The 24,609-nt window shown below is 41.6% G+C and carries 29 protein-coding genes and 4 pseudogenes; 23 read left to right on the top strand and 10 right to left on the bottom strand.

The window, feature by feature from the left end; genetic code table 11:
* Positions 1-40 precede the first annotated feature (40 nt).
* A complete protein-coding gene (folK, locus tag MKP07_RS40675; RefSeq protein ID WP_262920221.1) occupies positions 41-367 on the bottom strand; it encodes a 2-amino-4-hydroxy-6-hydroxymethyldihydropteridine diphosphokinase in 327 nt (108 codons plus the stop codon).
* Between the two features lie 193 nt (positions 368-560).
* Between folK and MKP07_RS40670 the strand changes: the two genes are divergently transcribed.
* The 7 genes from MKP07_RS40670 (at position 561) to MKP07_RS36050 (ending at position 4,131) form a co-directional block, all read left to right on the top strand.
* Positions 561-1,802: a S49 family peptidase gene (locus tag MKP07_RS40670; protein WP_262920220.1), complete on the top strand. Its 1,242-nt coding sequence runs from the start codon at positions 561-563 to the stop codon at positions 1,800-1,802.
* On the top strand, positions 1,799-2,125 hold the full coding sequence (locus MKP07_RS40665; protein WP_262920219.1) for a S49 family peptidase: 327 nt from the start codon (positions 1,799-1,801) through the stop codon (positions 2,123-2,125). Before MKP07_RS40670 ends, MKP07_RS40665 begins: the two co-directional genes overlap by 4 nt.
* Before the next feature lie 23 nt (positions 2,126-2,148).
* Positions 2,149-2,313, top strand: a complete 165-nt coding sequence (locus MKP07_RS36070; protein ID WP_240852865.1) for a hypothetical protein — start codon at positions 2,149-2,151, stop codon at positions 2,311-2,313.
* A gap of 46 nt (positions 2,314-2,359) precedes the next feature.
* Complete coding sequence (locus tag MKP07_RS36065; RefSeq protein ID WP_240852863.1) at positions 2,360-2,749, top strand: ABC transporter permease family protein; 390 nt, start codon at positions 2,360-2,362, stop codon at positions 2,747-2,749.
* Positions 2,749-3,192 (top strand): ABC transporter permease, encoded by a 444-nt coding sequence (locus tag MKP07_RS36060; protein WP_240852862.1) that lies wholly within the window; start codon positions 2,749-2,751, stop codon positions 3,190-3,192. Before MKP07_RS36065 ends, MKP07_RS36060 begins: the two co-directional genes overlap by 1 nt.
* A 54-nt stretch (positions 3,193-3,246) precedes the next feature.
* Complete coding sequence (locus MKP07_RS36055) at positions 3,247-3,456, top strand: ABC transporter permease (protein ID WP_240852861.1); 210 nt, start codon at positions 3,247-3,249, stop codon at positions 3,454-3,456.
* A 285-nt stretch (positions 3,457-3,741) separates the two neighbouring features.
* The gene (locus MKP07_RS36050; protein ID WP_240852860.1) at positions 3,742-4,131 is read left to right on the top strand and encodes a hypothetical protein; all 390 of its coding nucleotides are present in this window, start codon (positions 3,742-3,744) and stop codon (positions 4,129-4,131) included.
* A 295-nt stretch (positions 4,132-4,426) separates the two neighbouring features.
* Here MKP07_RS36050 and MKP07_RS36045 read toward each other — a convergent pair whose 3' ends face one another.
* The 3 genes and pseudogenes from MKP07_RS36045 to MKP07_RS36035 form a co-directional block, all read right to left on the bottom strand.
* Positions 4,427-4,918, bottom strand: coding sequence for an epoxyqueuosine reductase (locus tag MKP07_RS36045; RefSeq protein ID WP_240852859.1), 492 nt, complete (start codon positions 4,916-4,918; stop codon positions 4,427-4,429).
* Positions 4,861-5,201 (bottom strand): annotated as a pseudogene (locus MKP07_RS36040) (epoxyqueuosine reductase). The gene MKP07_RS36045 and the pseudogene MKP07_RS36040 overlap by 58 nt, the downstream one beginning before the upstream one ends.
* Positions 5,202-5,494: 293 nt before the next feature.
* A complete protein-coding gene (locus MKP07_RS36035) occupies positions 5,495-6,595 on the bottom strand; it encodes a lactonase family protein (protein WP_240852858.1) in 1,101 nt (366 codons plus the stop codon).
* A 152-nt stretch (positions 6,596-6,747) separates the two neighbouring features.
* On the opposite strand from MKP07_RS36035, the gene MKP07_RS36030 reads away from it, so the two are divergent.
* On the top strand, positions 6,748-7,191 hold the full coding sequence (locus tag MKP07_RS36030) for a hypothetical protein (RefSeq protein WP_240852857.1): 444 nt from the start codon (positions 6,748-6,750) through the stop codon (positions 7,189-7,191).
* A 53-nt stretch (positions 7,192-7,244) separates the two neighbouring features.
* Here MKP07_RS36030 and MKP07_RS36025 read toward each other — a convergent pair whose 3' ends face one another.
* Positions 7,245-8,159, bottom strand: a complete 915-nt coding sequence (locus MKP07_RS36025; protein WP_240852953.1) for a phosphoribosylaminoimidazolesuccinocarboxamide synthase — start codon at positions 8,157-8,159, stop codon at positions 7,245-7,247.
* 289 nt (positions 8,160-8,448) lie between these two features.
* Between MKP07_RS36025 and MKP07_RS36020 the strand changes: the two genes are divergently transcribed.
* From MKP07_RS36020 to MKP07_RS36010, 3 genes are read left to right on the top strand one after another with little or no spacing between them, the layout of a single operon-like run.
* On the top strand, positions 8,449-11,145 hold the full coding sequence (locus MKP07_RS36020; RefSeq protein WP_240852855.1) for a TonB-dependent receptor: 2,697 nt from the start codon (positions 8,449-8,451) through the stop codon (positions 11,143-11,145).
* Between the two features lie 31 nt (positions 11,146-11,176).
* Positions 11,177-12,181: a fasciclin domain-containing protein gene (locus MKP07_RS36015; protein ID WP_240852854.1), complete on the top strand. Its 1,005-nt coding sequence runs from the start codon at positions 11,177-11,179 to the stop codon at positions 12,179-12,181.
* Positions 12,166-12,483, top strand: coding sequence for a hypothetical protein (locus MKP07_RS36010; RefSeq protein ID WP_240852853.1), 318 nt, complete (start codon positions 12,166-12,168; stop codon positions 12,481-12,483). The genes MKP07_RS36015 and MKP07_RS36010 overlap by 16 nt, the downstream gene beginning before the upstream one ends.
* A 79-nt stretch (positions 12,484-12,562) precedes the next feature.
* Here the strand turns inward: MKP07_RS36010 and MKP07_RS36005 are convergent, their stop codons facing one another.
* The 4 genes from MKP07_RS36005 to MKP07_RS35990 form a co-directional block, all read right to left on the bottom strand.
* A complete protein-coding gene (locus MKP07_RS36005; RefSeq protein WP_240852852.1) occupies positions 12,563-13,162 on the bottom strand; it encodes a DinB family protein in 600 nt (199 codons plus the stop codon).
* Positions 13,163-13,273: 111 nt separating this feature from the next.
* Positions 13,274-14,386 carry a topoisomerase C-terminal repeat-containing protein gene (locus MKP07_RS36000; RefSeq protein WP_240852851.1) on the bottom strand — a complete coding sequence of 371 codons (1,113 nt, stop codon included), beginning with the start codon at positions 14,384-14,386 and terminating at the stop codon, positions 13,274-13,276.
* A gap of 38 nt (positions 14,387-14,424) precedes the next feature.
* Complete coding sequence (topA, locus tag MKP07_RS35995; protein WP_240852850.1) at positions 14,425-15,876, bottom strand: type I DNA topoisomerase; 1,452 nt, start codon at positions 15,874-15,876, stop codon at positions 14,425-14,427.
* A 318-nt stretch (positions 15,877-16,194) separates the two neighbouring features.
* The gene (locus MKP07_RS35990) at positions 16,195-16,908 is read right to left on the bottom strand and encodes an alpha/beta hydrolase (RefSeq protein ID WP_240852849.1); all 714 of its coding nucleotides are present in this window, start codon (positions 16,906-16,908) and stop codon (positions 16,195-16,197) included.
* A 165-nt stretch (positions 16,909-17,073) separates the two neighbouring features.
* On the opposite strand from MKP07_RS35990, the gene MKP07_RS35985 reads away from it, so the two are divergent.
* From MKP07_RS35985 to ruvX, 12 genes and pseudogenes are all read left to right on the top strand, one after another.
* Positions 17,074-17,850, top strand: coding sequence for a Rossmann-like and DUF2520 domain-containing protein (locus MKP07_RS35985; protein WP_240852848.1), 777 nt, complete (start codon positions 17,074-17,076; stop codon positions 17,848-17,850).
* A gap of 127 nt (positions 17,851-17,977) precedes the next feature.
* Entirely contained in the window at positions 17,978-18,145 is a 168-nt protein-coding gene (locus MKP07_RS35980) for a hypothetical protein (protein ID WP_240852847.1), read from the top strand.
* A 32-nt stretch (positions 18,146-18,177) separates the two neighbouring features.
* A complete protein-coding gene (locus MKP07_RS35975; protein WP_240852846.1) occupies positions 18,178-18,489 on the top strand; it encodes a KdsC family phosphatase in 312 nt (103 codons plus the stop codon).
* Positions 18,490-18,526: 37 nt separating this feature from the next.
* On the top strand, positions 18,527-19,231 hold the full coding sequence (locus MKP07_RS35970) for a geranylgeranylglycerol-phosphate geranylgeranyltransferase (protein WP_240852845.1): 705 nt from the start codon (positions 18,527-18,529) through the stop codon (positions 19,229-19,231).
* Complete coding sequence (locus MKP07_RS35965) at positions 19,222-19,458, top strand: UbiA prenyltransferase family protein (protein ID WP_240852844.1); 237 nt, start codon at positions 19,222-19,224, stop codon at positions 19,456-19,458. Before MKP07_RS35970 ends, MKP07_RS35965 begins: the two co-directional genes overlap by 10 nt.
* Before the next feature lie 5 nt (positions 19,459-19,463).
* A pseudogene (locus MKP07_RS43425) lies at positions 19,464-20,025 on the top strand (Maf family nucleotide pyrophosphatase).
* Between the two features lie 39 nt (positions 20,026-20,064).
* Positions 20,065-21,323 (top strand): annotated as a pseudogene (locus MKP07_RS35950) (DUF2851 family protein).
* A 213-nt stretch (positions 21,324-21,536) separates the two neighbouring features.
* Positions 21,537-22,127 carry a hypothetical protein gene (locus MKP07_RS35940; RefSeq protein ID WP_240852840.1) on the top strand — a complete coding sequence of 197 codons (591 nt, stop codon included), beginning with the start codon at positions 21,537-21,539 and terminating at the stop codon, positions 22,125-22,127.
* A gap of 214 nt (positions 22,128-22,341) precedes the next feature.
* Positions 22,342-22,575 (top strand): RNA methyltransferase, encoded by a 234-nt coding sequence (locus MKP07_RS35935; protein WP_240852839.1) that lies wholly within the window; start codon positions 22,342-22,344, stop codon positions 22,573-22,575.
* Entirely contained in the window at positions 22,539-22,970 is a 432-nt protein-coding gene (locus tag MKP07_RS35930) for a TrmH family RNA methyltransferase (protein ID WP_240852952.1), read from the top strand. The genes MKP07_RS35935 and MKP07_RS35930 overlap by 37 nt, the downstream gene beginning before the upstream one ends.
* Positions 22,971-23,024: 54 nt before the next feature.
* Positions 23,025-23,788, top strand: a pseudogene (locus MKP07_RS43420) (UbiA-like polyprenyltransferase).
* Between the two features lie 4 nt (positions 23,789-23,792).
* The gene (gene ruvX / locus MKP07_RS35915; protein ID WP_240852837.1) at positions 23,793-24,206 is read left to right on the top strand and encodes a Holliday junction resolvase RuvX; all 414 of its coding nucleotides are present in this window, start codon (positions 23,793-23,795) and stop codon (positions 24,204-24,206) included.
* Positions 24,207-24,211: 5 nt separating this feature from the next.
* Here ruvX and MKP07_RS35910 read toward each other — a convergent pair whose 3' ends face one another.
* A complete protein-coding gene (locus MKP07_RS35910; protein ID WP_240852836.1) occupies positions 24,212-24,550 on the bottom strand; it encodes a hypothetical protein in 339 nt (112 codons plus the stop codon).
* Positions 24,551-24,609: the final 59 nt, after the last annotated feature.

The following is a 24,609-nucleotide window of genomic DNA, read 5'->3' as shown; positions in this document are numbered from 1 at the left end:
TCAACAATCCGCGGATGAGGAATGACTAACCGGTCGGTATCTATAACGATATCCTCAAAAAAAGAATGTCAATATCTATGACTCTTGCTCCGTAACGCTCAGCCCGCACACGGCCCATGTCTTTTTCGATCGCAAGCGTAGCTTCCAGCAGCGCTAAAGGATCCAAAACGGTGCTCACTTTCAATACCTGGTTATAGAAATTAGGTTGATCGGTCAAGCCCCAGGGCTCTGTTTCATAAATAGATGAGCAGTCTGTTATGCTGCCAATACGGTGCCCGATTTCCGTAATAGCCCGTATTAAATTGGCCTGCCGGTCGCCTAAATTGGTGCCCGTTATTAAATAAGTTTCCTTTAGTGGTTGATCCATAAAAACGCTATATACTTTTAAGCGGGGCAACAAATTTACAGAAGCGTTCAATAAAAGGAACAGAATTATGTAGTGAAGGACGTAATACTATGGCTATCCAAAAATTGCATAGGAAATATCTTTAATTTTGACGATATTAAAAGGTAGCCGGTAAATAAGCCCGCGCCTTGTACAAAAAGTCAAATATTTTCTTATGAAATCCTTTTTAAAGATATTTCTCGCATCTTTCCTGGCGTTGATCGTGTTTTGTTTTGTTATGGTTTTCTTTTTTGCAGGCCTTGCGGGAAGCGCCATGTCCAAATCAGTGCCTATAGTGGCCGAGAAATCGGTGTTAGAAATCGATCTGAGCACCAAGTTTGATGAAAGACCCATCACCGATTTTCAATCGGTAATACAGGTTGGAGCGTTGGAAGAAACACCTTCTTTTTATGACCTGATCCGTTTGATTGAGAAAGCAAAGGATGATAAAAATATTGAAGGTATTCTTTTAAAAGCTAATGGTAATGCAAATGGATTTGGTAACAGCGACGAGATAAGGAACGCACTGATCAGTTTCAGGTCGTCAAAAAAATTTATTATAGCTCATGCCGATGTAATGTCGCAAAATGCTTACAGCATAGCAAATGTGGCTGATAAAATATACGTTACACCCAAAGGATTTTTTGAATGGACGGGCTTTAGTGTTAATTACATGTTTCTGAAGGGTACGCTTGAAAAACTGGAGATTAAGCCACAAATATTCTATGCGGGTAAGTTTAAGAGTGCTACCGAGCCTTTGCGCGCAGAAAAAATGACTGACGAAAACAGGTTGCAAACAACCGTTTGGGTCAATGATATTTATAACGACTTCCTGTTAAAAACAGCAGAAGCCCGTAAAACCGACACTGCTACTTTGCATCAGCTGGCAGATGCAGGAACTATCCAAACTCCTGAAGATGCCACAAAGCATCAGCTAATTGATGGTGTGAAGTACGATGATGAAATAAAAGATGAGATCAAAAAGCGTTTGAAGATTGATGCAGGTAAAAAAATCAACTACGTAAGTGTGGAACAATATGCGGCAACCAATAGAGACCTGGGTGGTAAGGGTGATAACATAGCCGTGATACATGCCTCCGGTAATATTGTAGATGGCAAGGGGCAAGAGGACGAGATAGGTAGTGCCGATTATATAGATCTGTTGCGAAAAGCACGGTTAGATCAATCGATTAAGGCGATAGTGGTGCGCATTAACTCTGGAGGTGGCAGCGCACTGGCAAGTGAAAATATATGGCGCGAAATGTTGTTAGCTAAGAAAGCAAAACCACTGATGGTAAGCTTTGGAGATGTGGCTGCTTCGGGTGGATATTATATTGCGGCTCCTGCCGATAGTATTTTTGCTTCTAAAAATACCATTACCGCTCTATTGGAGTATTTGGTATTGTGCCGGATATGAGCACTTTCTTTAAAAATAAGCTGGGGGTTACTTTTGATGGCGTGAAAACAGGGCCTTTAGCAAATGCAGGAAACGTAGATCACCCTATGACCGAACAGGAAAAACAGCTGGTACAGGTAAGTATAGAAAAAATATACGCTGATTTTAAGCAGCGCGTGGCTGAAGGACGTAAGAAGGATACCGCTTATGTTGAAACTATTGCCCAGGGACGCGTTTGGACGGGCCTGAAAGCTAAAAATATAGGATTGATAGATGCCTATGGAGGGCTAACCACAGCAATAGCAGCCGCCGCAAAAAAGCCGGGCTGGATAGCTATGAAGTAAGAGAGTTTCCCAAATCTGGGAGTTTGATAGAAAGATTACTGGGGATAGATAAAGCAGAAATAGCCGGAACAAGAATGAAAACAGAATTAGGCGACAATTACTATAACGTTTACAAGCAACTGTTACAGGTGAAGCAAATGACGCAGGGCGCACAGGCTAAGCTACCTTTTGAATTTACCATTAATTAGCCTGAACTTCGGTCTCTCAATCCATTATTAAATTTAGCATCAGTAAATGTCTTATAGTCAGTCAAGAGCATTGTGGGCGATCACCAAAGCGAGCTTTAAAGCTATTTTCAGTCAGCCTTCGGCATTGTTTTTTAGTTTTCTTTTCCCAATCATTTTTATACTCATCTTTGGGGCGTTCAGTGAACGTCCTCCCGAGGCTTATAAAGTAGCGATCAACCCGCAAAGTGATACTACAAGTGTATTATTTGATAGTCTGAAATTGAACCCCAGGATTAAAATAGTTCCTTACACAGATACTGCCAGGCAAAACGAAGACCTGATTAAAGGCAATATTTCGGCAGTTTTGACTATGATCCCTTACCAGATTGATTCTTCAAAATACTATAAAGTATTGCTGTTGTCAAGCGAAGCCAGCGGGGAGCGGTCTATAACCTGATGCGTACGCTCGATTACCAGGCGCTTAAAATTGAGCTCGATGACGCGCATAAACTACATCGCGAGTATGCATTTATCCCCCAAATCGTTCCTGGTAAAAAATACAGGCAGATTGATTTTGTATTACCCGGGCAGTTGGGCTTTTCAATTTTGTTCGCCACCATGTTTGGAATTGCTTTTGTTTTCTTTAACCTGAGAGAACAGCTGGTGTTAAAAAGATTTTATGCATCTCCGGTTAAAAAAGATCAATATCCTTATCGGAATAGGGGCAAGCCGCATTGTTTTTCAATTGATCAACGTTATTGTACTGATCCTCTTCGGGCATTTCTTTTTAAAGTTTACCTTGATCAACGGGTTTCTCACATTTATAGAGATGATCATTCTCACAGTGTATATGCTGTTTCTGTTGATGGGGGTAGGCTTGATATTTGCCAGCCTCGCTAAAACGGATACCAGCATACCATTACTGATCAATCTTTTTGGTTTCCCCAGATATTATTGTCGGGAACCTTCTTTTCTATCAACGTTTTTCCTCCATGGCTTCAGAACCTTTGCCAGGCTTTACCACTTACCCAGTTTAATAATGCCATGCGTAAAATATCTTTCGAAGGGCTGCATTTGTTCGATTGCTGGAAAGAGATCGGGATACTGGGCATCTGGATCGTTATTGTATACCTTATTGCGATGAAAGTGATGAAGTGGGAATGATAAATGTGTAAAGTTGTATATTTCGGGTTGAATACACACACGCTTAATTATCTTAAACTCTTAATGTTTCATTGGTTAATGGTTTTATTTTTGAACCTGGTTAAAATTACTAATAAATAGTCCCTACCAGTCAAGGTTGTTATTGAATTTGTGTTTTAATTGAACTTTAATTATTTGTTTATTCCTTCATGCGATATATTAAACTCATATTGATCAGCGCTGTTGTTTTTTTGCAATGGCCTGTGTAGTGGCATTTTTATCCCATCCCGTATAAGGGTTTTTAGAATGACCAGCCTTGCTAATGATCGGGACAGTGTTTTAAACCAGGTGAGAGACCTTGCTCAATGGAAGACATGGTATCCTGATTTTGAAAATGTGATACTACGCGATGAGCTGGTAAAAGATGGAAGAGTAGTAAAAGCTAATGCTAACGGCATCCTGCTGACCGTCAGCGAATCAACAGACAGCAGCGTAGTCGTACTCATGCAGAAAGGATCAAGTCCTGTTATCAGTGGCTGGCAGATCAATAAAGATGACCGCAACGATTCGCTGGCATTACAGGGATACATGGATTTTCAATTGAAATGGTACCCATGGGAAAAACTTTCCAGTTTAATGCTGGATAAGAGCTATGGCGACCTTATCAGTCGTGGCCTTCAGGATCTAAAAAAATGATCAGGTGATTTAGGACCGAGTTGAATATTTAAAGTTCCACTTTTTTCTGCGCCTCCCTTTCTCTGTGCGTTTTGGTAGAAACATTACCTGCCTGGAACAGCAATTACCTGATAAAAACGCGTGCAATATTTAAGGTTCCATTTCTCCGCGCCTCCATAACTCTGTGTACTCTGCGGGAAACACTACCTTGGCAGAACAGCAATTACCTGATAAAAATGCATGCAATATCTAAAGTTCCATTTCTCCGCGCCTTTATAACTCTGCGGGCTCTGTGTGAAACATCGGATATTCCTGGTTATTCCTGCCTGATGAAATTCAGGTTTCTCTGAATACCTTTAAACTTGCTTCTTTTTAAAGGAGAGTGTTTGAATATTTTCCGGAAGCTTTCTTCCGTCATTTCCTGCCACTCACTGTTCGACAGATTTAATATTTCAGGTATTGGTGTAAAAGCCGGTTCTGTATGAGGTTTGCTAAACCGGTTCCAGGGGCAAACATCCTGGCAGGTATCACAACCGAACATCCAGTTGTCAAACTGGTTACTCATACCTTCTGGTAAAAGCAACTCTTTTAATTCAATGGTAAAATAAGAAATACATCGACTCCCGTCTACAACCTTATTCGGAAGGATCGCATCAGTAGGACAGGCATCTATACAGCGGGTACAGGAACCGCAGAAGTCTTTCGCAAAAGGATCATCATGATCTAATTCGAGGTCGGTGATGAGGGTGGCTATAAAAAAAAAGATCCATTTTGCCGGGTGATCAGGTTGCCACTTTTCCCCACCCATCCTATACCACTTCTTTTGGCCCAGCTACGTTCCAGCACAGGTGCAGAATCTACAAAACCACGGCCTTGTATATCGCCCAGTTTTTCACGGATTATAAAAAGAAACTCATTGAGCTTGGCTCTTATTACTTCATGATAGTCATGGCCGTAAGCATATTTAGCTATTTTAGAGCATTGTTGCTTTGTTGCTGAGCCGGAAAGTAGTTGAGTAAAAGGGTGATGACAGATCTTGCTCCGGGTACCAGTTTGGTAGGATCAACCCTCAGTTCAAAGTTGTTCTCCATGTACTTCATCTGTCCATGCATACCCTTATTTAACCAGGCCTCCAGCTTACGCGCATCCTCATCCAGCGGCTTCGCTTTGGCAATGCCACAATGTTCAAATCAAGCTGTGCTGCAGTTTGCTTAACAAATAAAGTATGTGCCGATTGCTGTAACAAGCCGCAAAGTTACGAACTCTGGTCCCTGTTGTCCTCATGCTTTTTTACCAGTCCTTTTTCCAGAACAAGATACATCAACAAGCTCCTGACTTATGCTCTTTATTGATTTGGAGTCTTGAAATGTATAAGAAGTTACTATCAGTCGATCCATTGCAGGCAAACCGGCGCGGGTACCCTAATACGTTGTTGAGTATCTGTAAGTAAGCCAGTACGAATATCTCTTTTAAAGATGGTAATGTCGTTTGATTTCTGGTTGGCTGCCAACAGGTATTTCCCTGAAGGATGGAGGGTGAAGTTTCTCGGGAAATTACCATTGGTGGCTTGTTCTGCAACAAAACTGATGCGTCCGGTTTTTGCATCTATTTGATGTATCTGTATAGTGCTGTTGCCGCGGTGCGAAGTATATAGAAAATGTTCATCCGGTGATAGGTGAATATCAGCGCTGGCACCATTATATTGAGCGGGCAGGTTATTAATTTGTTGAACAATAGTGTGCTGCAATCCTTTACGCGCAACTACGGTAATTGCTCCGGACAATTCTTCAATAATATAGCCGAACTTTCCGTTTTGGGTAAATACAATATGCCGGGGACCACCACCTGCCGGTATAATAATGGCACTGCTTTGATCTGTGTTTAACCTTCCTGTTTGCGCATCAAATGGATAGATCATCACCTTGTCGATTCCAAGGTCGGGTGTATATAAAAAGCGGTTATCGGGCGATACGTACGTGCAATGTACATGGGCCGATTCCTGGCGGTTTTTATTGGGCCCGTTTCCTGTATGCTGCACTGTTTGCTGAATAGGGCCGATGCTTCCGTCGGCAGCAATAGCATGCACGGTGAGGTTGCCGCTGCTATAGTTGCCCGCAAACAGCCATTTTCCGGTTTTATCAATGCTTACATAACAGGGAGCGCTGCCATTATTAGGTTGCTGGTTAATTAACGATAGAGACCCAGTTGACGGATCGTACTTAAAAGCAGATATTTTGCCTTCATCGCTTTCATTAACACTGTAAACGAAATGTCTCCTGTTGTCAACAGCCTGGTAGGAGGGGTTGCCTGCTTTAACAGAGCTTAGTTCTTTTGCTTCACCGGTAGCAGCGTTAAAATCATATAGGTAAATGCCTTTGCTCGCGTTGTTATTAGTGTAGGTGCCAATAACCAGGCGCTGCGCTGATGAACTTGGAGTGTAAAGCATAAATCCAACGCTAAGGAGTGAGAGAATTACTGATTTCATATAATCGTTGATCATTTTTAGAATAATGATGGGCTGTTGGCATAAATTTTATTATAAGTTTTTTAACAATGTGCTACAAACCCCGGGCTTTTTTAATACTCTATATATCAAACAAGCAAACAATATTAATTAAAACTACTAAACTTATAAAAATGAAAAGAATTATTTCAATATCGCTGGTGCTTTTTGCCGGAATTGTATTATTGGCAAGCTGTACAAAAAGAGATTATTATGATGACAATCAAAACAATGATGAATCTGGAATAGTAAGATATATTTCTGAAGTTAATTCTCCTTATTCAGTGGTGAAACTGGATTACGATGGTCAGTATGCTATAGTATACAGCGTTGATAATGATACAAGGTTATGGCCGGAGTTTAATGATGTTCTGATTGGTGATTTTTCAATCGGTGGCAGCAGATCGGTATATAATAAAACTTATGGAAGAAGTATACGACTGGAGATAGATGAATTTTTCCGGTTCGAAAATGATGCAATTAACGCAGTTATACGCAGAGAAGATAGCGAAGGATATGTTAGCGCCTTCAAAAAGAATGCTATAAAGTTGCAAAGGCGTACTCCGGTAATCAAATAGTTAGTTTATCCGTTCTCTATAAAACAGGGCCGCAAATTTTGCGGCCCTTGTTCTTAATATCTGCTTAATGCTTGAGAGATCTTTTCTACCTGCTCTTCCTCATTCACTTTTTTGGGTTGAAATGCTTCGCCAATTACCTTTTCATATAGTTCGATATAGCGGTTGGAAATGGTGTTGATCCATTCTTCTTTCATTTCAGGAACCTGTTGGCCTTCCTTACCCATAAAATTGTTTTCAATTAACCACTCCCGTACAAACTCCTTACTCAGCTGCTTTTGCTTTTCGCCCGCCTGCTGTCGTTCTTCAAAGCCTTCGGCATAAAAATACCGGGAGCTGTCAGGTGTATGTATTTCATCCATTAATACAATTTCATCTCCCAGTTTACCAAACTCATATTTAGTGTCCACCAGTATCAGTCCTTGCTTTAAAGCCAGCTCCTGTCCGCGTTTAAACAAAGACAAAGCTAGTTGTTCCAGTTGCTGCCATTCGCTTGCTGTAGCCAGGCCCTGCTCAATAATTTCTTCCTTACTAATGTCTTCATCATGGCCCTCGCTGGCTTTGGTACTCGGGGTAATGATGGGTGTAGCGAATGCATCATTTTCCTTCATTCCCTCTGGAAGCATTACACCACATAAGATTCTTTTACCGCTGCTGTAAGTTCTCCAGGCATGTCCTGTTAAATGCCCGCGCACTACCATCTCTATTTTAAAAGGCTCGCATTTTTGTCCTACAGAGCTATTCACCGTAGGTGTTTCCAGCAGCCAGTTTTTACAAATGTCCTGGGTTGCATTGAGCATGTATGCAGCGATCTGGTTCAATACCTGTCCTTTATACGGAATAGGTTCCGGTAATATTACATCAAATGCCGATATACGATCAGAAGCAATCATCACCAGCAACCGGTCATCTATAGTATATACATCTCTTACCTTACCACGGTAGAAATTAGTTTGTTGGGGAAGTTCAATTCAGACATGGCGCGAAATTAATAAGAATCAGCTGATAATAATATACAGGCAATAAATAGCTGCAAGTGAATGATGATAAATTGCTAATAACAATAATTATAAAGTGCATTTCCGGGTCTTTGGATTGTGTATTTTCGGCTGGACTTTTACCATATTTCAACTGCGCGCTAAATAATCCAGGAGTTCTCGCACCCGTTACCACCTATCTGTATGGAGTAACATTTTATTTTGAAATTAAACTAACAAGTGTTATTTTAACAGAACAATTGTCCAAACAAATCAGTAATTTATGAGAATTGCATTAAGATTGTCCGCCATAACCGGAATCCTATGTCTTGTCGTAACCTTTTCTTTTGCTCAAACTATTAAAGGAGTCGTAAAAAATGTTGAAAACGGAGACGGCATTTCTGCCGCTTCCATTGTTTTAAAAGGCAGTACCCAAGGAGTAGTGGCTAATGAAAAAGGAGAGTTTCAGATCAATGTATCCTCTTTACCTGCTACTTTAACGATCACGTCCGTAAATTTTGAAGCGCAGGATATATCGGTTACAGGCACAACGTTTTTAACGGTGTCTTTAAAGCCAATGCTGGGCCAGGAGATTGTGGTATCAGCTTCCAGGTTTAGCGAACGCTTGCTTGAGTCGCCTGTTACTGTGGAGCGGGTGAGCGCTGCCGCTATTAAAAATGCTCCCGCGGCCAGTTATTATGATATCATTGGTAAGCTAAAAGGTGTAGACGTAGTAAATGCTTCACTAACCTTTACATCTCCCACCACACGCGGATTTGCGGGTAGCGGTAATACCCGGTTTAACCAACAGGTGGATGGCATCGACAACCAGGCGCCCGCATTGAATTTTTCAGTAGGAAGCGTAGTGGGCTTGTCTGAACTGGATGTGGAAAGCATGGAATTGCTACCTGGCGCTTCATCGGCGCTGTATGGTTCGGGCGGCATGAACGGTACCTTACTCATCAATAGTAAGAATCCGTTCAAATATACCGGCTTATCTTTCCAGGCTAAAAGTGGTGTAATGAATGTGGGTAATGATTACAGGGGCACTTCACCTTATTATAATTTTTCTGCCAGGTGGGCTCAGAAGGTGTCTGAAAAATTTGCGTACAAAATTACTTCAGAATATATACATGCAAGGGATTGGCTGGCCAGGGACTACCGCAATTACGGGAGGGTAGGAACTAATGGCGCCATAAAAGACGGTACGCGTGAAACTGATCCTAACTATGATGGTATAAATGTATATGGCGATGAAACCACCATCAATTTACGATCTCTGGTATTAAATGCTATCGGCGCCCAGGTTCCTTTTTGGCAATCTTATATCAGCCAGATGCCCGAAAATATTCCTGTTTCAAGAACAGGTTATACAGAGAATGAGTTAGCAGACCCTAATACCGTTAATTTTAAAGTAGGGGCTGCTTTACATTACAAAATCACCCCTAAAGTGGAAGCTTCATTAATGGGGCAGATGGGAACTGGTAATACCATTTATACCGGCAGCGATCGTTATTCATTAAAAGACCTTAGGATTGGACAGTATAAACTGGAGTTTAAGTCTGATAACTGGTTTCTGCGGGCGTATACCACACAGGAAAATGCAGGCGAATCGCATAACCTCACGGCTACTGCACGACAGTTTAACGAGTTGTGGAAGCCAAGTGCACAATGGTATCAACAATACGGGCTGGCTTACATGAACGCAAAAATGGCTGGTATTGGCGATATAGAAGCACACAATATGGCCAGGGCAACAGCAGATGTGGGACGTCCGCAGGCAGGTTCTGCTGAGTTTACTAAATTATGGGATGAAGTTCGGCTAAAGCCTATTTATCAGAACGGTGGGTTATTTCTCGATAAGTCCGATCTGTATGTAGCAGAAGGGCAGTATAACCTGTCGCCATTGGTTAATAATGCGGTAGAGTTATTGGTAGGAGGAAACTGGAGGCAGTTTGTGTTGAACAGCGAAAATACACTGTTTCATGAAGTAGATGGCCCGATCAAAATAAATGAAGTAGGCGCTTATTTGCAGGTAGGAAGGGAGATAATTAAAAACAGGTTGAAATTGACAGCCTCCGGCCGGTACGATAAAAATGAATATTTTAAAGGAAAGTTTACCCCGAGAGTGACTGCAGTAATTAAACCTGCCGAAGATCATAATATTCGCCTTTCGTACCAGACGGCCTATCGTTTCCCCAGTACGCAGCAGCAATGGATAGACCTGACAGTAGGAAGCGGAACATTGATTGGGGGCAATAAGGTAATATGGGAGTCCTACGATCTGATCAACAATCCTGGTTTATCGGCACCCGAATTTATTGCCAATCCCGCCAATCGTATACCCGTAACTTATAAAGAAGTAAAACCAGAAAGTGTGGTGAGTTATGAACTGGGATATAAGGCCCTCATTGCTAAAAAATTATTTGTGGATGCTTATGTGTATACCGGCGAGTATGAAAATTTTATTGGCCGTCGCGATGTGGTGCAGTTTAATGATCCGGCAAATCCTGCTGCTTACAGGGGTATTTCTGTTGTGGTAAATTCAGATGTGAAGGTGAAGACTTTCGGTTGGGCGGTGGGTCTTGACTGGAGGCTTCCGGCTAATTTTTCGGTTAATGGTAGTGTGTCTTCTGATGAGATCAGGGATATACCGAATAATTTTCGATCTTCCTTTAACGCCCCCAAATACAGAACCGTACTGGGTTTGAGCAATTCTGGTTTTGGTCCTAAAAACCTGATGGGTTTTAACATCAACTGGAGATGGCAGGATAAAGTAAACTTCGAGGGAGATTTTGCTTCAGGTACTCTGGATCCCATTCACATGGTAGATTTTGCATTGCTTTACAGGCTGCCATTGATCAAATCACAATTGAAGCTCGGTGCAAATAACCTGTTTAATCAATACTATACCAACGCAATTGGTAATCCAAGTATCGGGGGATTGTATTATGTTGCATATACTTTTAATTTACTGTAAATTTTTAATGCTTATCCTAAATATCGCAGATATGACTGTTATCAATAAAATATTCAAAAAGAGTACCCTCAAGCTGCTGGCCGCCTTATTTTTCCTGCAAGCCTGTAATAAAGAATTACCAGAGGCAGAACCAGTAGAGCCCGTGCCGCCGGCAGATACAGAAACGATCTTGCAGAAACTGAACGCATCAGACTATTCTATTTTAAAAACTGCGGTAGAAAAAGCCAGTACGTTTACCAGTACAACGGGAAAACTGTCGGATATCCTTGGCAATCCATCTGGTGAAATGACCTTCTTCGCACCTGATAATACAGCAATTTTGCGATCGTTTGCTGCATTGGGCCTACCTGCAGATGCTTCATCATTGAACGTCTTCAGAGCAGGGCAGTTAGATTCAATGTTGAAATACCATATTATCGGCGGATCGCAACTAACCATCAACCGAGTTAATCCGGTTACTCCCGCATTCAATATGTATTTGCAAAGCGCGTTAGTGCTGGCTCCACCTTCTGCTGCATTGCCGCCCGGCTACCGGATGCCGATCTTTTTGGGTAAACAGGGTACTTCAGGTTTCGCCAATAATATACCTATAACGCAGGCTGATATTGCAACAGCCAATGGCGTCATGCATAAAGTGTATGCCGCCCTGTTGCCACCCGATAAAGTGTTATGGCAAACAATAGCTGCCGATGCAGGAGGTACCTACACTTATTTTAAGGCTGCCATAATTCGTGCCGACGGAGGCGTAAATCCCGAGGGTCTGTTTCAAAAAGCGTTAAGCACAGCTAATGCTAATTTTACGGTGTTGGTACCCACCAATACAGCTTTTGAGCAAACGCTGGTACAACTGATAGCCCGTGCGGCCATGAACAGTCAGGGTTTGCCCCAGGCTGAAGCATTGCTATTTGCCCAGGGACTGGTAACTACCTACGGTGTTACCATTATCTCAGATCCGTCATCCATACCGTTTTACGGGGCTTTATTGGCCCAGGAAATAACGCCGCACTTTTACAGGGAGTGGTGGCGTATCATATAGTAGGAAAGCCCGGTCAGGCTAAAACAGACACTACTCCGGAAATACCCACAATAGGCTATAGGAACTTTACGGTAAATTTTCCAACACAGGCCACCAATCTTCCTACATTAGTAAATGCATTTTTGCCAACGCATCCAGGCTTGACTTTTCAAATGACCAATGCTACTACTTTTACCATAAAAGGCATAGGTAATACTACTGCAGCTAAGGTTGTTTTAAGTGCTGCACCTGGTGTTACTAATGATATTAACCAGATCAATGGTGTTATTCAGCGCATCGACCAGGTATTGTTGGCGCAATAATTTTTGAATAAGTACGGATAAAGAAGATGCCATCCCGATTAAGGATGGCATCTTCTTATATGTAATTTTTGTGACGGTCTTATTTAGGAAAAGCAGCATCCGCTTTTATAGCTAAGATCTGTGCGGTATGGCGCCTGGTATGCGCGGTCAAAAATAACAAAAGTTGGTAGGCGTCTACTGTACCTACCGGTGTTTGAGCAAAATGATTTCTTAAATCATCTTTGGTAGATTGTATATACTCATCAAGGCGGGCGCTTTGCTGTTTGAATGTGTGCAGTGCCTTTTCTGTATTACCCAGCTTGCCCATTGGTTTTAATGGTTCGGGCGCCTTGGCTTTATGGTCGCGGCTCTCAATCATGGCCTTAATCTGGTCATCCGTATTTTTTACCTCCGCTCTTTTCGCCGGGTCAGCAGTTTCTTTTAAAGTGCCCATGGCCCAGTCGTAGATGGAATTTTCTGTTAGTGTTATATGCTCAATACAATTAGCAATACTCCAGCTTGAATCATTAGCCTTCCAGTTAAGCTGCTTTTCAGTAAGGCCCTTAACGGAGTTTAATAAGGTCGTTTCGGCAGTCTTTCTATAAGCAAGCAAATCTTTCCTGTCTTTGCCGGAAATAGGGTCTTTGATGGTAAAGCTGAAAAGCGTTACCAGTGTCGCTACGAAAAATAACTGTTTCATTTTGTTGTGGTTTATGTTTGAAATAAAAGCAAAACGCGTTGTTCTATACCTTGTAAAGATACATAACAACGCGTGGTACTATTGATATTATAGCGGTCTGCTACGGAGTGTTTACTTCTTTTTAGGAGCTGCTCTTTTCTTAGCAGTCGTCCCGGCAGACTTTTTCTTTGCTGCTGCTTTCCCGCCTGCGGAACGGGCAGGCTTAAGGGGCTTATCAAAAGCTCCGGGCTCTTCCGCAATGATCATTTTTTTAACGTCCTCCAGAGAAACATTGCTAAGTTCGTCAGCAGAGTACTTTTCTCCGTCTTCTTTTCTTCCCAACTTGATCATTTTTTTGCCAAACCGGATAAAAGGCCCCCATCTGCCATTTTCCAGTGCAATTTTTTCTTCGGGCCATTGCTGAATAAAACGATTGGCTTCTTTTTCCACTTTCGTTTCTATCAACTCGTTAATGTCCTGTGCCGAAAGATGATCGAAATTATATCGGCGGGGTACATTAATGAACATATCGTTCCATTTAATAAATGGTCCAAATCTCCCTTTACCCTTTGTTACAGGTTTTCCTTCAAACTCTGCGATAGGTGCATCCGCCTGCTGTTTCTCTTTGATCAGGGCGATAGCCCTGTCCAGGTTTACACTAAAAGGATCTTCGCCTTTGGGAATGGATATAAAGTCTTCCCCGAGTTTTACATAAGGACCAAACCGGCCAATGTTAACAGAAACTTCCTTCCCTTCATATTCACCCAGTACAGCCGGCAATTTAAACAGGTCTAATGCTTCTGCAAGTGTAATAGTTTCTATGCTCTGGCCTTTTTGCAGTGATGCAAAACGAGGCGTTTCTTCTTCTTCTGCACTTCCGATCTGTACCATAGGACCAAACCTGCCCATACGGGCTATAACGGGCTTGCCGCTTTGCGGATCAGCGCCGAGCTCTCTCTCGCCTTTAATCCGCTCAGCTGTTTCAATAGTTTTATCTACATCTTCTTTAAAAGGACTGTAGAAATCATCGATCATTTTGTTCCACTGCAATTTACCTCCTGCTACATCATCAAACTCATTCTCAATACGGGCAGTGAACCCATAATCCATAATATCATCAAAGTATTGCTTTAAAAAGTCTGTCACCACCAAACCAAGATCGGTAGGGAACAGCTTGGCCTTTTCAGCTCCGGTATTCTCTGTAAGCGTGGCTTTAGCAATTTGCTCATTTTTTAAGGTGAGCAACCTATAGTTACGCGAAATCCCTTCTTTATCTCTTTTTTCTACGTATTCTCTTTTAACAATGGTGGAAATCGTTGGAGCATAGGTAGATGGTCTTCCAATGCCCAGTTCTTCCAGTTTTTTACCAGCGAAGCCTCTGTATATCTTGGAGAAGCTCTGGTGAATCTTTCAGTGGCCGTCATCTGCACCAATGGCAGATTTTGTTTTACCTGTAAAGGAGGTAACATGCCCTCATTAGATTCATCTTCGTTGATATCTTCTTCGTCTTTATCCTCACGATAAACCTTTAAAAAGCCTTCGAATTTAATTACCTCTCCTGAGGCGGTAAGTTGTTCTTTATTGGTGGAAATATCTATAGACGCTACTGTTTTTTCCAATTGAGCATCTGCCATCTGGCTCGCCATCGTTCTTTTCCATATCAGCTCATACAACCTTTTCCATTCAGGGTTTTCAACGGTCGTATTGTTCATGTAAGTGGGACGAATAGCTTCGTGCGCTTCCTGTGCGCTCTGGTTCTTGTTTTTATAGCGGCGAAACTGGTGGTAGTTCTCACCATACATTCCCTTTACGGTATTGGTAATATCACCCAGTGCAGTGTCACTTAAATTAACGCTATCTGTACGCATGTAAGTGATATGGCCATTTTCATACAACTGTTGCGCCACCAGCATTGTTTTACTAACACTGTAACCCAGCTTTCTGCTCGCTTCCTGCTGAAGGGTAGAAGTGGTGAAAGGTGCTGCCGGCGTGCGTTTGCCAGGTTTTACCTGTATGTCGCTCACCGTATAGTTGGCGCCGATACATGACTGTAAAAACTGCTCGGCACTTTGGCTATCATTATATCTTTTACCTTCTGCTTTGAAATTAATTTGCCTGCCGCCGGTATCTGTCGAAGAAAAAACGGCTTCCAGTTTAAAGCTGCTCTGTGTTTCAAAAGCATTAATTTCTCTTTCCCGCTCAGCAATCAGCCTAACTGCAACACTTTGCACACGCCCTGCACTCAAATTGTTTTTTACGCTTATTTTACGCCATAGTACAGGGCTTAACTCAAATCCCACAATACGATCTAATACCCGGCGTGCCTGTTGTGCATTTACCAGGTTCATGTCTAGTTTACGTGGTGTTTCAACCGCAGCCCTTATAGCAGGTTTAGTGATCTCATGAAAAACAATTCTTTTAGTCGTTTCAGGATTAAGGCCTAAAACTTCACAAAGATGCCAGCTTATCGCTTCTCCCTCACGGTCCTCATCCGTAGCCAGCCAAACTTCTTCGCTTTTTCCGGCCAGTGATTTCAGTTCGCGCACCACTTTTTCTTTCCCATCACTAACTACATACCTGGGTTTAAACTGGTGTTCTATATCAATGCCCATTCCGGCCTTCTCCAGATCGCGTATATGTCCAAAGCAACTTTTTACCTGAAAATCCTTACCGAGGAACTTTTCTATTGTTTTGGCCTTTGCAGGGCTCTCCACTATCAGTAAATTCTTAGCCATTTATTAAATTCTCTTAATTATAGTTTTTGGACACAACCGCTTACACGCCGGATATTCTACCCTTCGCCCCAACTGGCAACTACTGTATCCGGGGTAAAATAAACGTATTTCAGCCGGTTTTTTGGGAACAAGATTAGTACATTTTTTATAAATGCCCGTTTATTTATAAATATATACAGGTTTTCGCCCTTTTTTACAAAAAGTTAATAATGGCTGAAATTGACTCCTTGTCTCGGTAAATACGGCGATGACCAAGGTCGGAAGTGAATAAAAACTGAAAATTCGCCGGCTGTGTTTGCTGAATTGCTAAAGCATCATCTACAGGAGTAACAGTATCACCTGTATCGTGTATCCAGAGAACAGGACCATTGATAGCATTAACACACCTTGCAAGGGAGAACCATTCAATATCTTTACCGCTGAGGCGATGAATATTGGCGTAAAAGTGGTTACGTACCTCCTCATCCCTGATACGCATTTCTTTAAAAAGAACTCGATGAGCTGCCTGGAGTTCGCTGCCGGGGCAACCAATACGGTTTTGATATTGGTATTTTCGCTGAGCTCGGCCAGGTTCATACTCACAGCCAATCCTCCAAAAGAGTGAGCTAGAAAGGCACCAAAAGGGCCGTAGTGGTCGTGCAGGGCAGTAATAAAATCCTTATATTCTATAGCATTAAGCCTTTTTCCCTCACTTAACCCGTGTGCTGGCGCATCAAAAGCCACAATTTCATAGCCCTTTTGTATGAGTGGAGCTGTAAAATGAAGGAAATTAGCAGAAGCAGATCGAAAACCATGTACAATAAGCAGCTTTTTACGGTCGCCCCTGTTCCAGCGGTAACCAATTGTATTTGCGGAACCAAATTTAAAAGACAATCGTTCGGAACCTTTAACCTCACTTTCTTTATAAGCCATACGAAAGTAGGGCGTGCAAAAAATACGAAAAGCCTCATTGCCTGCTCTTTTTTTAGAGAGGGTTGCGAGTAATTGTAATCTTCCACGAAAGATCTTAATGATAATACTTTGTACACTCATGCCGCTACGAAGTTAACAGTTAGTGCTTCCCCTTGCAAATGGCGGCGTTAAATTGATACAAGTCAAAACATATCGCCCTACAGCTGAATAGTTAACTATTTCTCAATAACCTAAACGCTATTGTAAATGAGAAAGTTTTGTCTTTCTAAGTGGTATCTTTATGTTATGAACATTGTAATCATTGGGTCGGGTAACGTAGCAGCCGTATTGGGGAGGAAATTCGTGGCAGCCGGTCATCATATTTTACAGATATTGAGCAGGAATGCAAGTGCCGCATCAGAATTAGCGTACGAGTGGAATACCGAGTCTGCCAATTATTCGAGCCTTATCAATAAAGAGGCCGATGTATACATTGTAGCGGTTGCTGATGGTGCAATAGAAGGTGTTGCCAATGATCTGAGATTGCCGGGAAAGGTTGTGGCACATACGGCTGCCGCCGTTAAAATGGATGTGCTGAAAGAGGTTACAGAGAATTATGGTGTTTTTTATCCGCTGCAGAGTTTACGCAAGGAGCAGGAGCAAATACCGGAGATACCTATATATATTGAGGGCGTTAATGAGCAAACCAACAATGTCTTAAATAAGCTGGCCCGGTCGGTGTATAAAGAAGCATGTTATAGTGCCGATTTTGATAAACGCACCAAGCTCCATATTGGCGCCGTATTGGTAAATAATTTTACCAATCATCTATTTTCTCTGACCGAAGCCTATTGCAAAAAGGAAGGAATTGAATTTACAGAGCTGCTGCCCTTGATTGATAATACCTTCTATAGGCTCCATGATGCGGCTCCTTCCAGCCTGCAAACAGGGCCTGCAGCTAGAGGAGATATGGAAACAATTGACAAACACAGGGCCTTGTTGGATAAGCATCCACAGCTACTAAAATTGTATGAATTTTTAACCGGGAGCATTTTAGGCCGTCCGTTAACCCCGTTAGATTAATGTTTGGCATTGGTCATTCGCCTACATTTGCATGCGCGAAACCCAATATACTTCGTAGTAAATCAACAAAGTATTGGTTATTAAAAAGTCTCTGGCCGGAAGTAAACAAAAAATGTGCATGAATATTTTGAGCAGTTTTAAGCAGGTTACTACTTTTATTTTTGACGTAGATGGTGTATTGACGGATGGAAGAGTACTGGTGTTGGAAAGTGGAGAAATGGCACGTACTATGAACGTAAAGGATGGCTATGCATTGCAATTGGCAATAAAAAAGGCTATAAGATTTTTATTGTAAGCGGCTCTTCCCGCAGCGCTGTCGAAAAAAGAATGAATTACCTGGGTATTCGGGATGTTTTCTTTAGCGTAAAAGATAAAGGAACATTTGTAGCAGATTTGGCTGCTCACCATGGCTTCGATTTATCCTGTTGTTTGTTTATGGGAGATGATATGCCCGATTTGCCGGTGTTTGATAAAGTAGGACTGGGTTGTTGCCCGGCAGATGCGGTTACAGATATTAAAGCCGTAGCTCAATATATTTCTTCAAAAAATGGGGGAGATGGTTGTGTGCGGGATGTTATTGAAAAGGTTTTAAAAATAAACGGGCATTGGGACGCCGCATCGTCGGTTGCTTCAACCTAAGATGCTGCGGTAACTTGCCGGTAATTAATAAATATCTATGGCGCTTATAAAGCCATTTTTTAAACTCATACGATGGCCTAACCTGGTGTTCATTATTTTGACACAGGTAGTGTTTGAGTTTTGTATTTACCGGCCCATTTATGCAGGAAGTATTCCCGAGCATAACACTTTTCAGTTTGTTCTACTAGTAGCGGCTTCTGTTTTTATTGCGGCAGCCGGGTATATTATCAATGATTATTTTGATATCAATATTGACCTGGTAAACAAGCCTGATAAAATGATATTAGACAGGAAGCTCAGTCGTCGATGGGCGCTGGCCTGGCACCTGGGTTTAAGCGCTGCCGGTATTATCTGTACTGCGCTGGCTGTAAATGTGTTTGCCCGATGGTACCTGGTTGTGGCCAACCTTGTTTGTGTGGTTTTACTGTGGTTTTACTCCGCACGGTTTAAAAAGGATCTTTTAATAGGTAATATTATTGTATCCTTACTAACTGCCTGGACCATCATCATTATCTTTCTTTCCAAATATTCTCTTCAGCATGCGTTTAATCACAATGATCCCGGTCAGATACGGTTGTTCAGGTTTGTGATTTTATACGCAGGATTTGCTTTTATTATTTCCCTGATTAGGGAAGCAATTAAAGACATAGAAGATATGCCGGGGATCAGAAATTTGGATGTAAAACCATGCCCATCGTTTGGGGTATTAATGCGACCAAAGTATATGTTACGGTGTGGTTAACTATTTTGATCATTATGCTGCTGGTGATACAGTTTTATGTATTGCAGTTCAGGTGGTGGTGGGCAGTAGTTTACTGCTTTGTTGCTATTGTTGTACCACTGTTATTTATTTTTACGAAATTGATTAAGGCCCAATCAACGTCAGACTATCATCAGTTAAGCAGTCATACGAAAATGGTGATGCTTACCGGCATCTTATCGATGTTGCTTTTTTATATTTATTTATAATTTTTATGACCGATACAATTATACTGGCATCTTCATCACCCAGAAGAAAACAATTGCTGGAGTGGGCCGAAATTCCCTTCGAAATAATAGTAAAGCCGGTAGATGAAACTTTTCCTGTGGGTTTGAAGAGTACGGATGCTGCAATACACATCGCATTGAAAAAGCAAATGCGGTACAGGAGCAAATCGGTGACGACAGGATAATAGTGGCTGCAGATACTGTTGTGGTCTTAAACGAAAAAATAATAGGCAAACCGGCAGGTAAACAAGAGGCGATCGATACATTAACTCAATTGCAGGGAACTACACATGAGGTTATAACCGGCGTTGCTATGCTAAAAGGAGCCAAACAAGTACTTTTTGCCGACGTAACGGAAGTGGTATTTAATCCACTGACAACTGAACAGATACTTTTTATGTGGAGAAGTATCAGCCTTACGATAAAGCGGGTGCCTACGCCATCCAGGAATGGATAGGTGTAGTAGGTATACAATCGATAAAAGGAGATTTCTACAATGTAATGGGACTGCCCGTTAACAGGGTTGTTCAGGCATTGGCCAAAATTTAATATCTTTATAGGGAGAACACTCACCTATAAAAGATACCTATGAACGAAAACCTGCTGCAGTTTATATGGAGATTTCAGTACTTCAATAAACGAAACCTGTTTACAGTACAGGGCGACCCCGTAGAGATCATTCACCCGGGAACACTTAATACCAACCAGGGACCTGACTTTAGTAATGCGAGAATTAAGATAGGCAGTACCTTGTGGGTTGGAACTGTGGAACTGCATATCAAAACTTCCGATTGGTTAAAGCACGGTCACAGCCAGGATGACAACTATAAAAATGTTATTCTACATGTAGTTTACGAAAACGATATAACTGGCAATGAGTTACCTCTGCTGGAACTCTCAGGGCTCATACCTGGTATTCTTATCAATCGTTATAATAGCTTAATGCTAACTCAAAGGTTTATTGCCTGCGAACAACTGATAGATAAAGTGGATGCTCTAACAATAAGCAGTTGGAAAGACCGGTTAGTGGCGGAGAGATTACAGCGTAAAGCAGTTTTGATAGAAGATTATTTATCGTGCAATAAACATCATTGGGAAGAAAGCTTCTGGTGGCTGCTGGCACGAAACTTCGGAACAAAAACCAACGCTGAAGCTTTTGAAGCCATTGCTAAAAGCATTTCAATAAAACTCTTAGGACGGCATAAAAATAACCTCATACAATTAGAAGCTTTATTGCTGGGACAAGCGGGACTTTTAAGTAAGTCAAAATACCAGGACAAGTATGTGCTGTTGCTGGATAAAGAATATACTTTTTTAAAGGCAAAATTTAAGCTAAGGCCGGTTGTTTTCCCGGTGCATTTTCTCAGGATGCGACCGGGCAATTTTCCAACCATCCGTTTGGCCCAGCTGGCTGCTTTGATACACAATTCGGCCCATCTTTTTCCCATATTCTCGAAGAACCCGACGTTGCCCTGGTGAGGAAATGGTTCCGGGTTATGCCCAATGATTTCTGGAGTTATCACTATACTTTAATTGATGACCCGAAGTTTTTGAAAAAGCCGATAGGAGAGGATATGGTTAATAACATCATCATCAACACGGTAGTGCCCATGCTATTTGCTTATGGCAATAAACATCATAACGCACCCATTAAAGAGAAGGCATTACAATGGCTGGAAGCGGCAATGGCCGAAGGAAATTCCATAACAAGAGGTTTTCAGCAATTGGGTGTATTGAATAAGAATGCATATGACTCACAAGCGTTCGTTGAATTGAAAACGCAATACTGCAGCTTGAAAAAATGCCTTCATTGTGCAATAGGGAATGCTGTAATAAAAACAGCATAGCAAAAAATAAGTAATTGACTGATAGATTTCGAATAATTTTTTGATGTCTTGTATGGCACGATAAGGGCTTTTGTTTTGTCATTAATGCAACCATATTGGCACGGCATTTGTCTAAATATGCGAAATCTGTAGTAGCAATGAAAGAATGATATTCTCTTCAGAAAAAATGAATAACCATTGTTACGCAATATTTGAAAACTAAAAAGTACACTGATGAACACAGGAAAAGCAATTTTAATGGGAGCGGCTCTATTATTTACAACAGCAGCAGTACACGCACAAAGCATGAAGAATACAATCAAAATAGGTGCGTTGGCAGGAGCATCGGTTCCTTCCAATAATTCGGCAGCCGCCGCTGGTTTGGATGTAGCCTATCAAAACCTGGTAACACCTCATTTTGGACTAGGTGTAGCCACAGGATATCAGCATCATTTTGGAAAAGAAAATGATTTAAACGGTACCAAATTAGATAACAATAGCTTCGGTGTAGTACCCGTAGCCGCTTTGATAAGATATTATCCTAAAGCGGAGGGTATTTACATTGGAACTGATTTAGGTTATGGGGTTGTTACCGGTGACGAGAAAGTTGCAACGAATGCAGCAGTAGCGCGTCCGGATGGTGGTTTCTATCTGAAGCCCGAGGTAGGTTATCATAATCGGAACTGGAACATATTTGCTCATTACTCGAAAGTATTTACCGGCGATAAGGGAACGATCAATGTAGGTAATGCCTCCCAGAAATACAACACGGGTATTATTGGCGTAGGCCTGGCTTACAATATCGGTCTCGGAGCAGGACGATAACAATAGTTTTACAAGTACCAAACCATATCTTATCCTTAGTCCGGCTGTTAACCACAGCCGGATTTTTTTAACCAACCAAACGCTGATAGTGGGTGTTAGGAGCTTTATATAGCTTGCGTAATCAGGCGTGCAAAATCAATATAACTATTGTAAGAATGGTGTTGACTAAGTTTAAACCTTCCTTCATTTCAATTTTCATCAGTACTTTTGCGCGATGCGAAAGTTAAGTATGGAGGAACTGGGCCGCAAATCGGTAGACGAGGTTAAAGCGTCTGCTAAAATTCCCATTATTGTAGTACTTGAGAATATACGAAGCGCCTATAATGTAGGGAGTGTCTTCAGAACCAGTGATGCTTTTTTGGTAGAAGCTATTTACATAACCGCTATTCGGCCAAACCACCTCATAAGGAAATTAAAAAAACCGCTCTCGGTGCCGAAGATTCAGTAAGCTGGAGTCATTTTGCTAATGCTACTGATGCAATAGCCGATTTACGCGAAAGGAATTACAGGGTGTACGCAATAGAGCAGGTGGAGAATAGCACCTACCTGCATGATTTAATCTGGACAACAGATGAGCCAATAGCCATCGTTTTCGGCAACGAGGTAACCGGTGTAGAACAAACAACTATCGCTTTGTGCGATGGTTGTATCGAGATTCCCCAACTCGGCATGAAACATTCATTAAACATTGCAACAGCCGCAGGTGTTGTGCTTTGGGAACTGGTCAGCAGAATAATAAAAAAGAAACAGATGTCAACGGCTAAAAAATATTTAAGTCTGATAAAATTTTCGCATACCATTTTTGCGATGCCCTTCGCGATCATTGGGTTTTTTTGGGAGTGATGTGGTTACAATCACCTGGAAATGGTAACGCGGTTGGCATTTTTTTAAAGAAAAATGGCACCTTTTTTGCTGGTAATTCTATGTATGATCTTTGCCCGCAGCGCAGCCATGGCTTTCAACAGGTATCTCGATAGGAGTTTTGACGCTAAAAACCCCAGAACTGCTGTAAGAGAAATTCCCGCAGGAATATTAAAAGCAGATAGGGTTTTATGGTTCACTATCATCAACTCTGTGTTGTTCATAGTGTGTACTTATTTCATTAATTCCATTTGTTTTTATCTTTCTCCAATTGCTTTGGCAGTTGTATTGGGTTATAGTTATACCAAGCGGTTTACCCCGTTATGTCACCTCGTATTGGGCTTAGGACTGTCTTTAGCGCCAATAGGGGCCTACCTTGCGGTTACAGGGCGTTTTGATTTGTTGCCCGTACTTTTTCTTTTGCCGTTATCTTTTGGGTAAGTGGCTTTGATATTATTTATGCACTGCAGGATGAAGAATTTGATAAAAACAATGATTTATACTCCATTCCCTCTGTGTTGGGAAAGAAAAAAGCTTTACGTGTCTCAGAGTTATTACATGTGCTAAGTGCTACCTGTGTTATTATCGCAGGTATTGCCGGTAACTTCGGATGGTTGTATTGGGGAGGTATTGCAGTTTTTACCGGCATGCTTTTCTATCAGCACAGTATTGTAAAACCTAACGATCTTCGGAGGGTAAACCTGGCGTTTATGACTGCCAACGGGATTGCTTCGGTAGTTTTTGCGGCTTTTGTGGTGATAGATTTATTTGTACATCATTACCAGACCATAAATCCTTAATTCAATGGCCAGATTGCTTTGTATTGATTATGGTTTGAAGCGAACCGGAATAGCGGTAACAGACCCGTTTAAGATCATTGCTACCGGGCTTACCACTGTAGAGTCTAAACAACTGATCCCTTTTTTAAAAGATTATTTTGCAAAAGAGCCGGTAGAAAAGATCATTATCGGGATGCCTAAAAACTGGGATGATACGGATACGCATGCCACGCCGTTAGTTCAAAAGGCTATTAAAGAGCTGAAGAAGCAATTTCCGCAAATGCCGCTGGAGACTGTAGACGAACGTTATACTTCCAAGATGGCAAAAGACGCGATGCTGGAAATGGGGCTTAAAAAAATGCAGCGACGCAATAAAGCCCTGGTAGATGAAATTGCCGCCACCATTATGCTACAGGAGTATCTTGCAAAATGGGGTTGAATCACTTACTTTTTAAATAGTTTTTTAACCCAGCTGAAGATTTTCGCTGGTTCTTTCTGCTCGAAATAGCCGTCCATAAGGGCAACTGCATCGCCATAGATAAATTTTATACCAAACTTTTCGCTGAGGTATTCCAGCAATGAATCAGAGCATTTGATCTCCCCTTCAAAATAATTAGTCCAGCCAAATCTTATCTGTTCAGCTCCCTTTGATAATATCAGGAAATCATTGTCAATGCCGGCATCAATACCGGCATATTTTGACCTTACTTTCCATCCATCCCTGGTTAATGTTCTAATAATCCTGTTCCAATCTTCTGTTTTTACGCCAGTTGCAACTTTCATTGTCTGATATTCTTTAGTAAAGTAAGATTTTTCAGCCAACATAGATCGTGTAGTTTTTA

This window comes from Paraniabella hibiscisoli, assembly GCF_022512515.1.
GTDB classification, from domain to species: domain Bacteria; phylum Bacteroidota; class Bacteroidia; order Chitinophagales; family Chitinophagaceae; genus Niabella; species Niabella hibiscisoli.
This window is presented reverse-complemented; position numbering and strand designations above follow the sequence as displayed.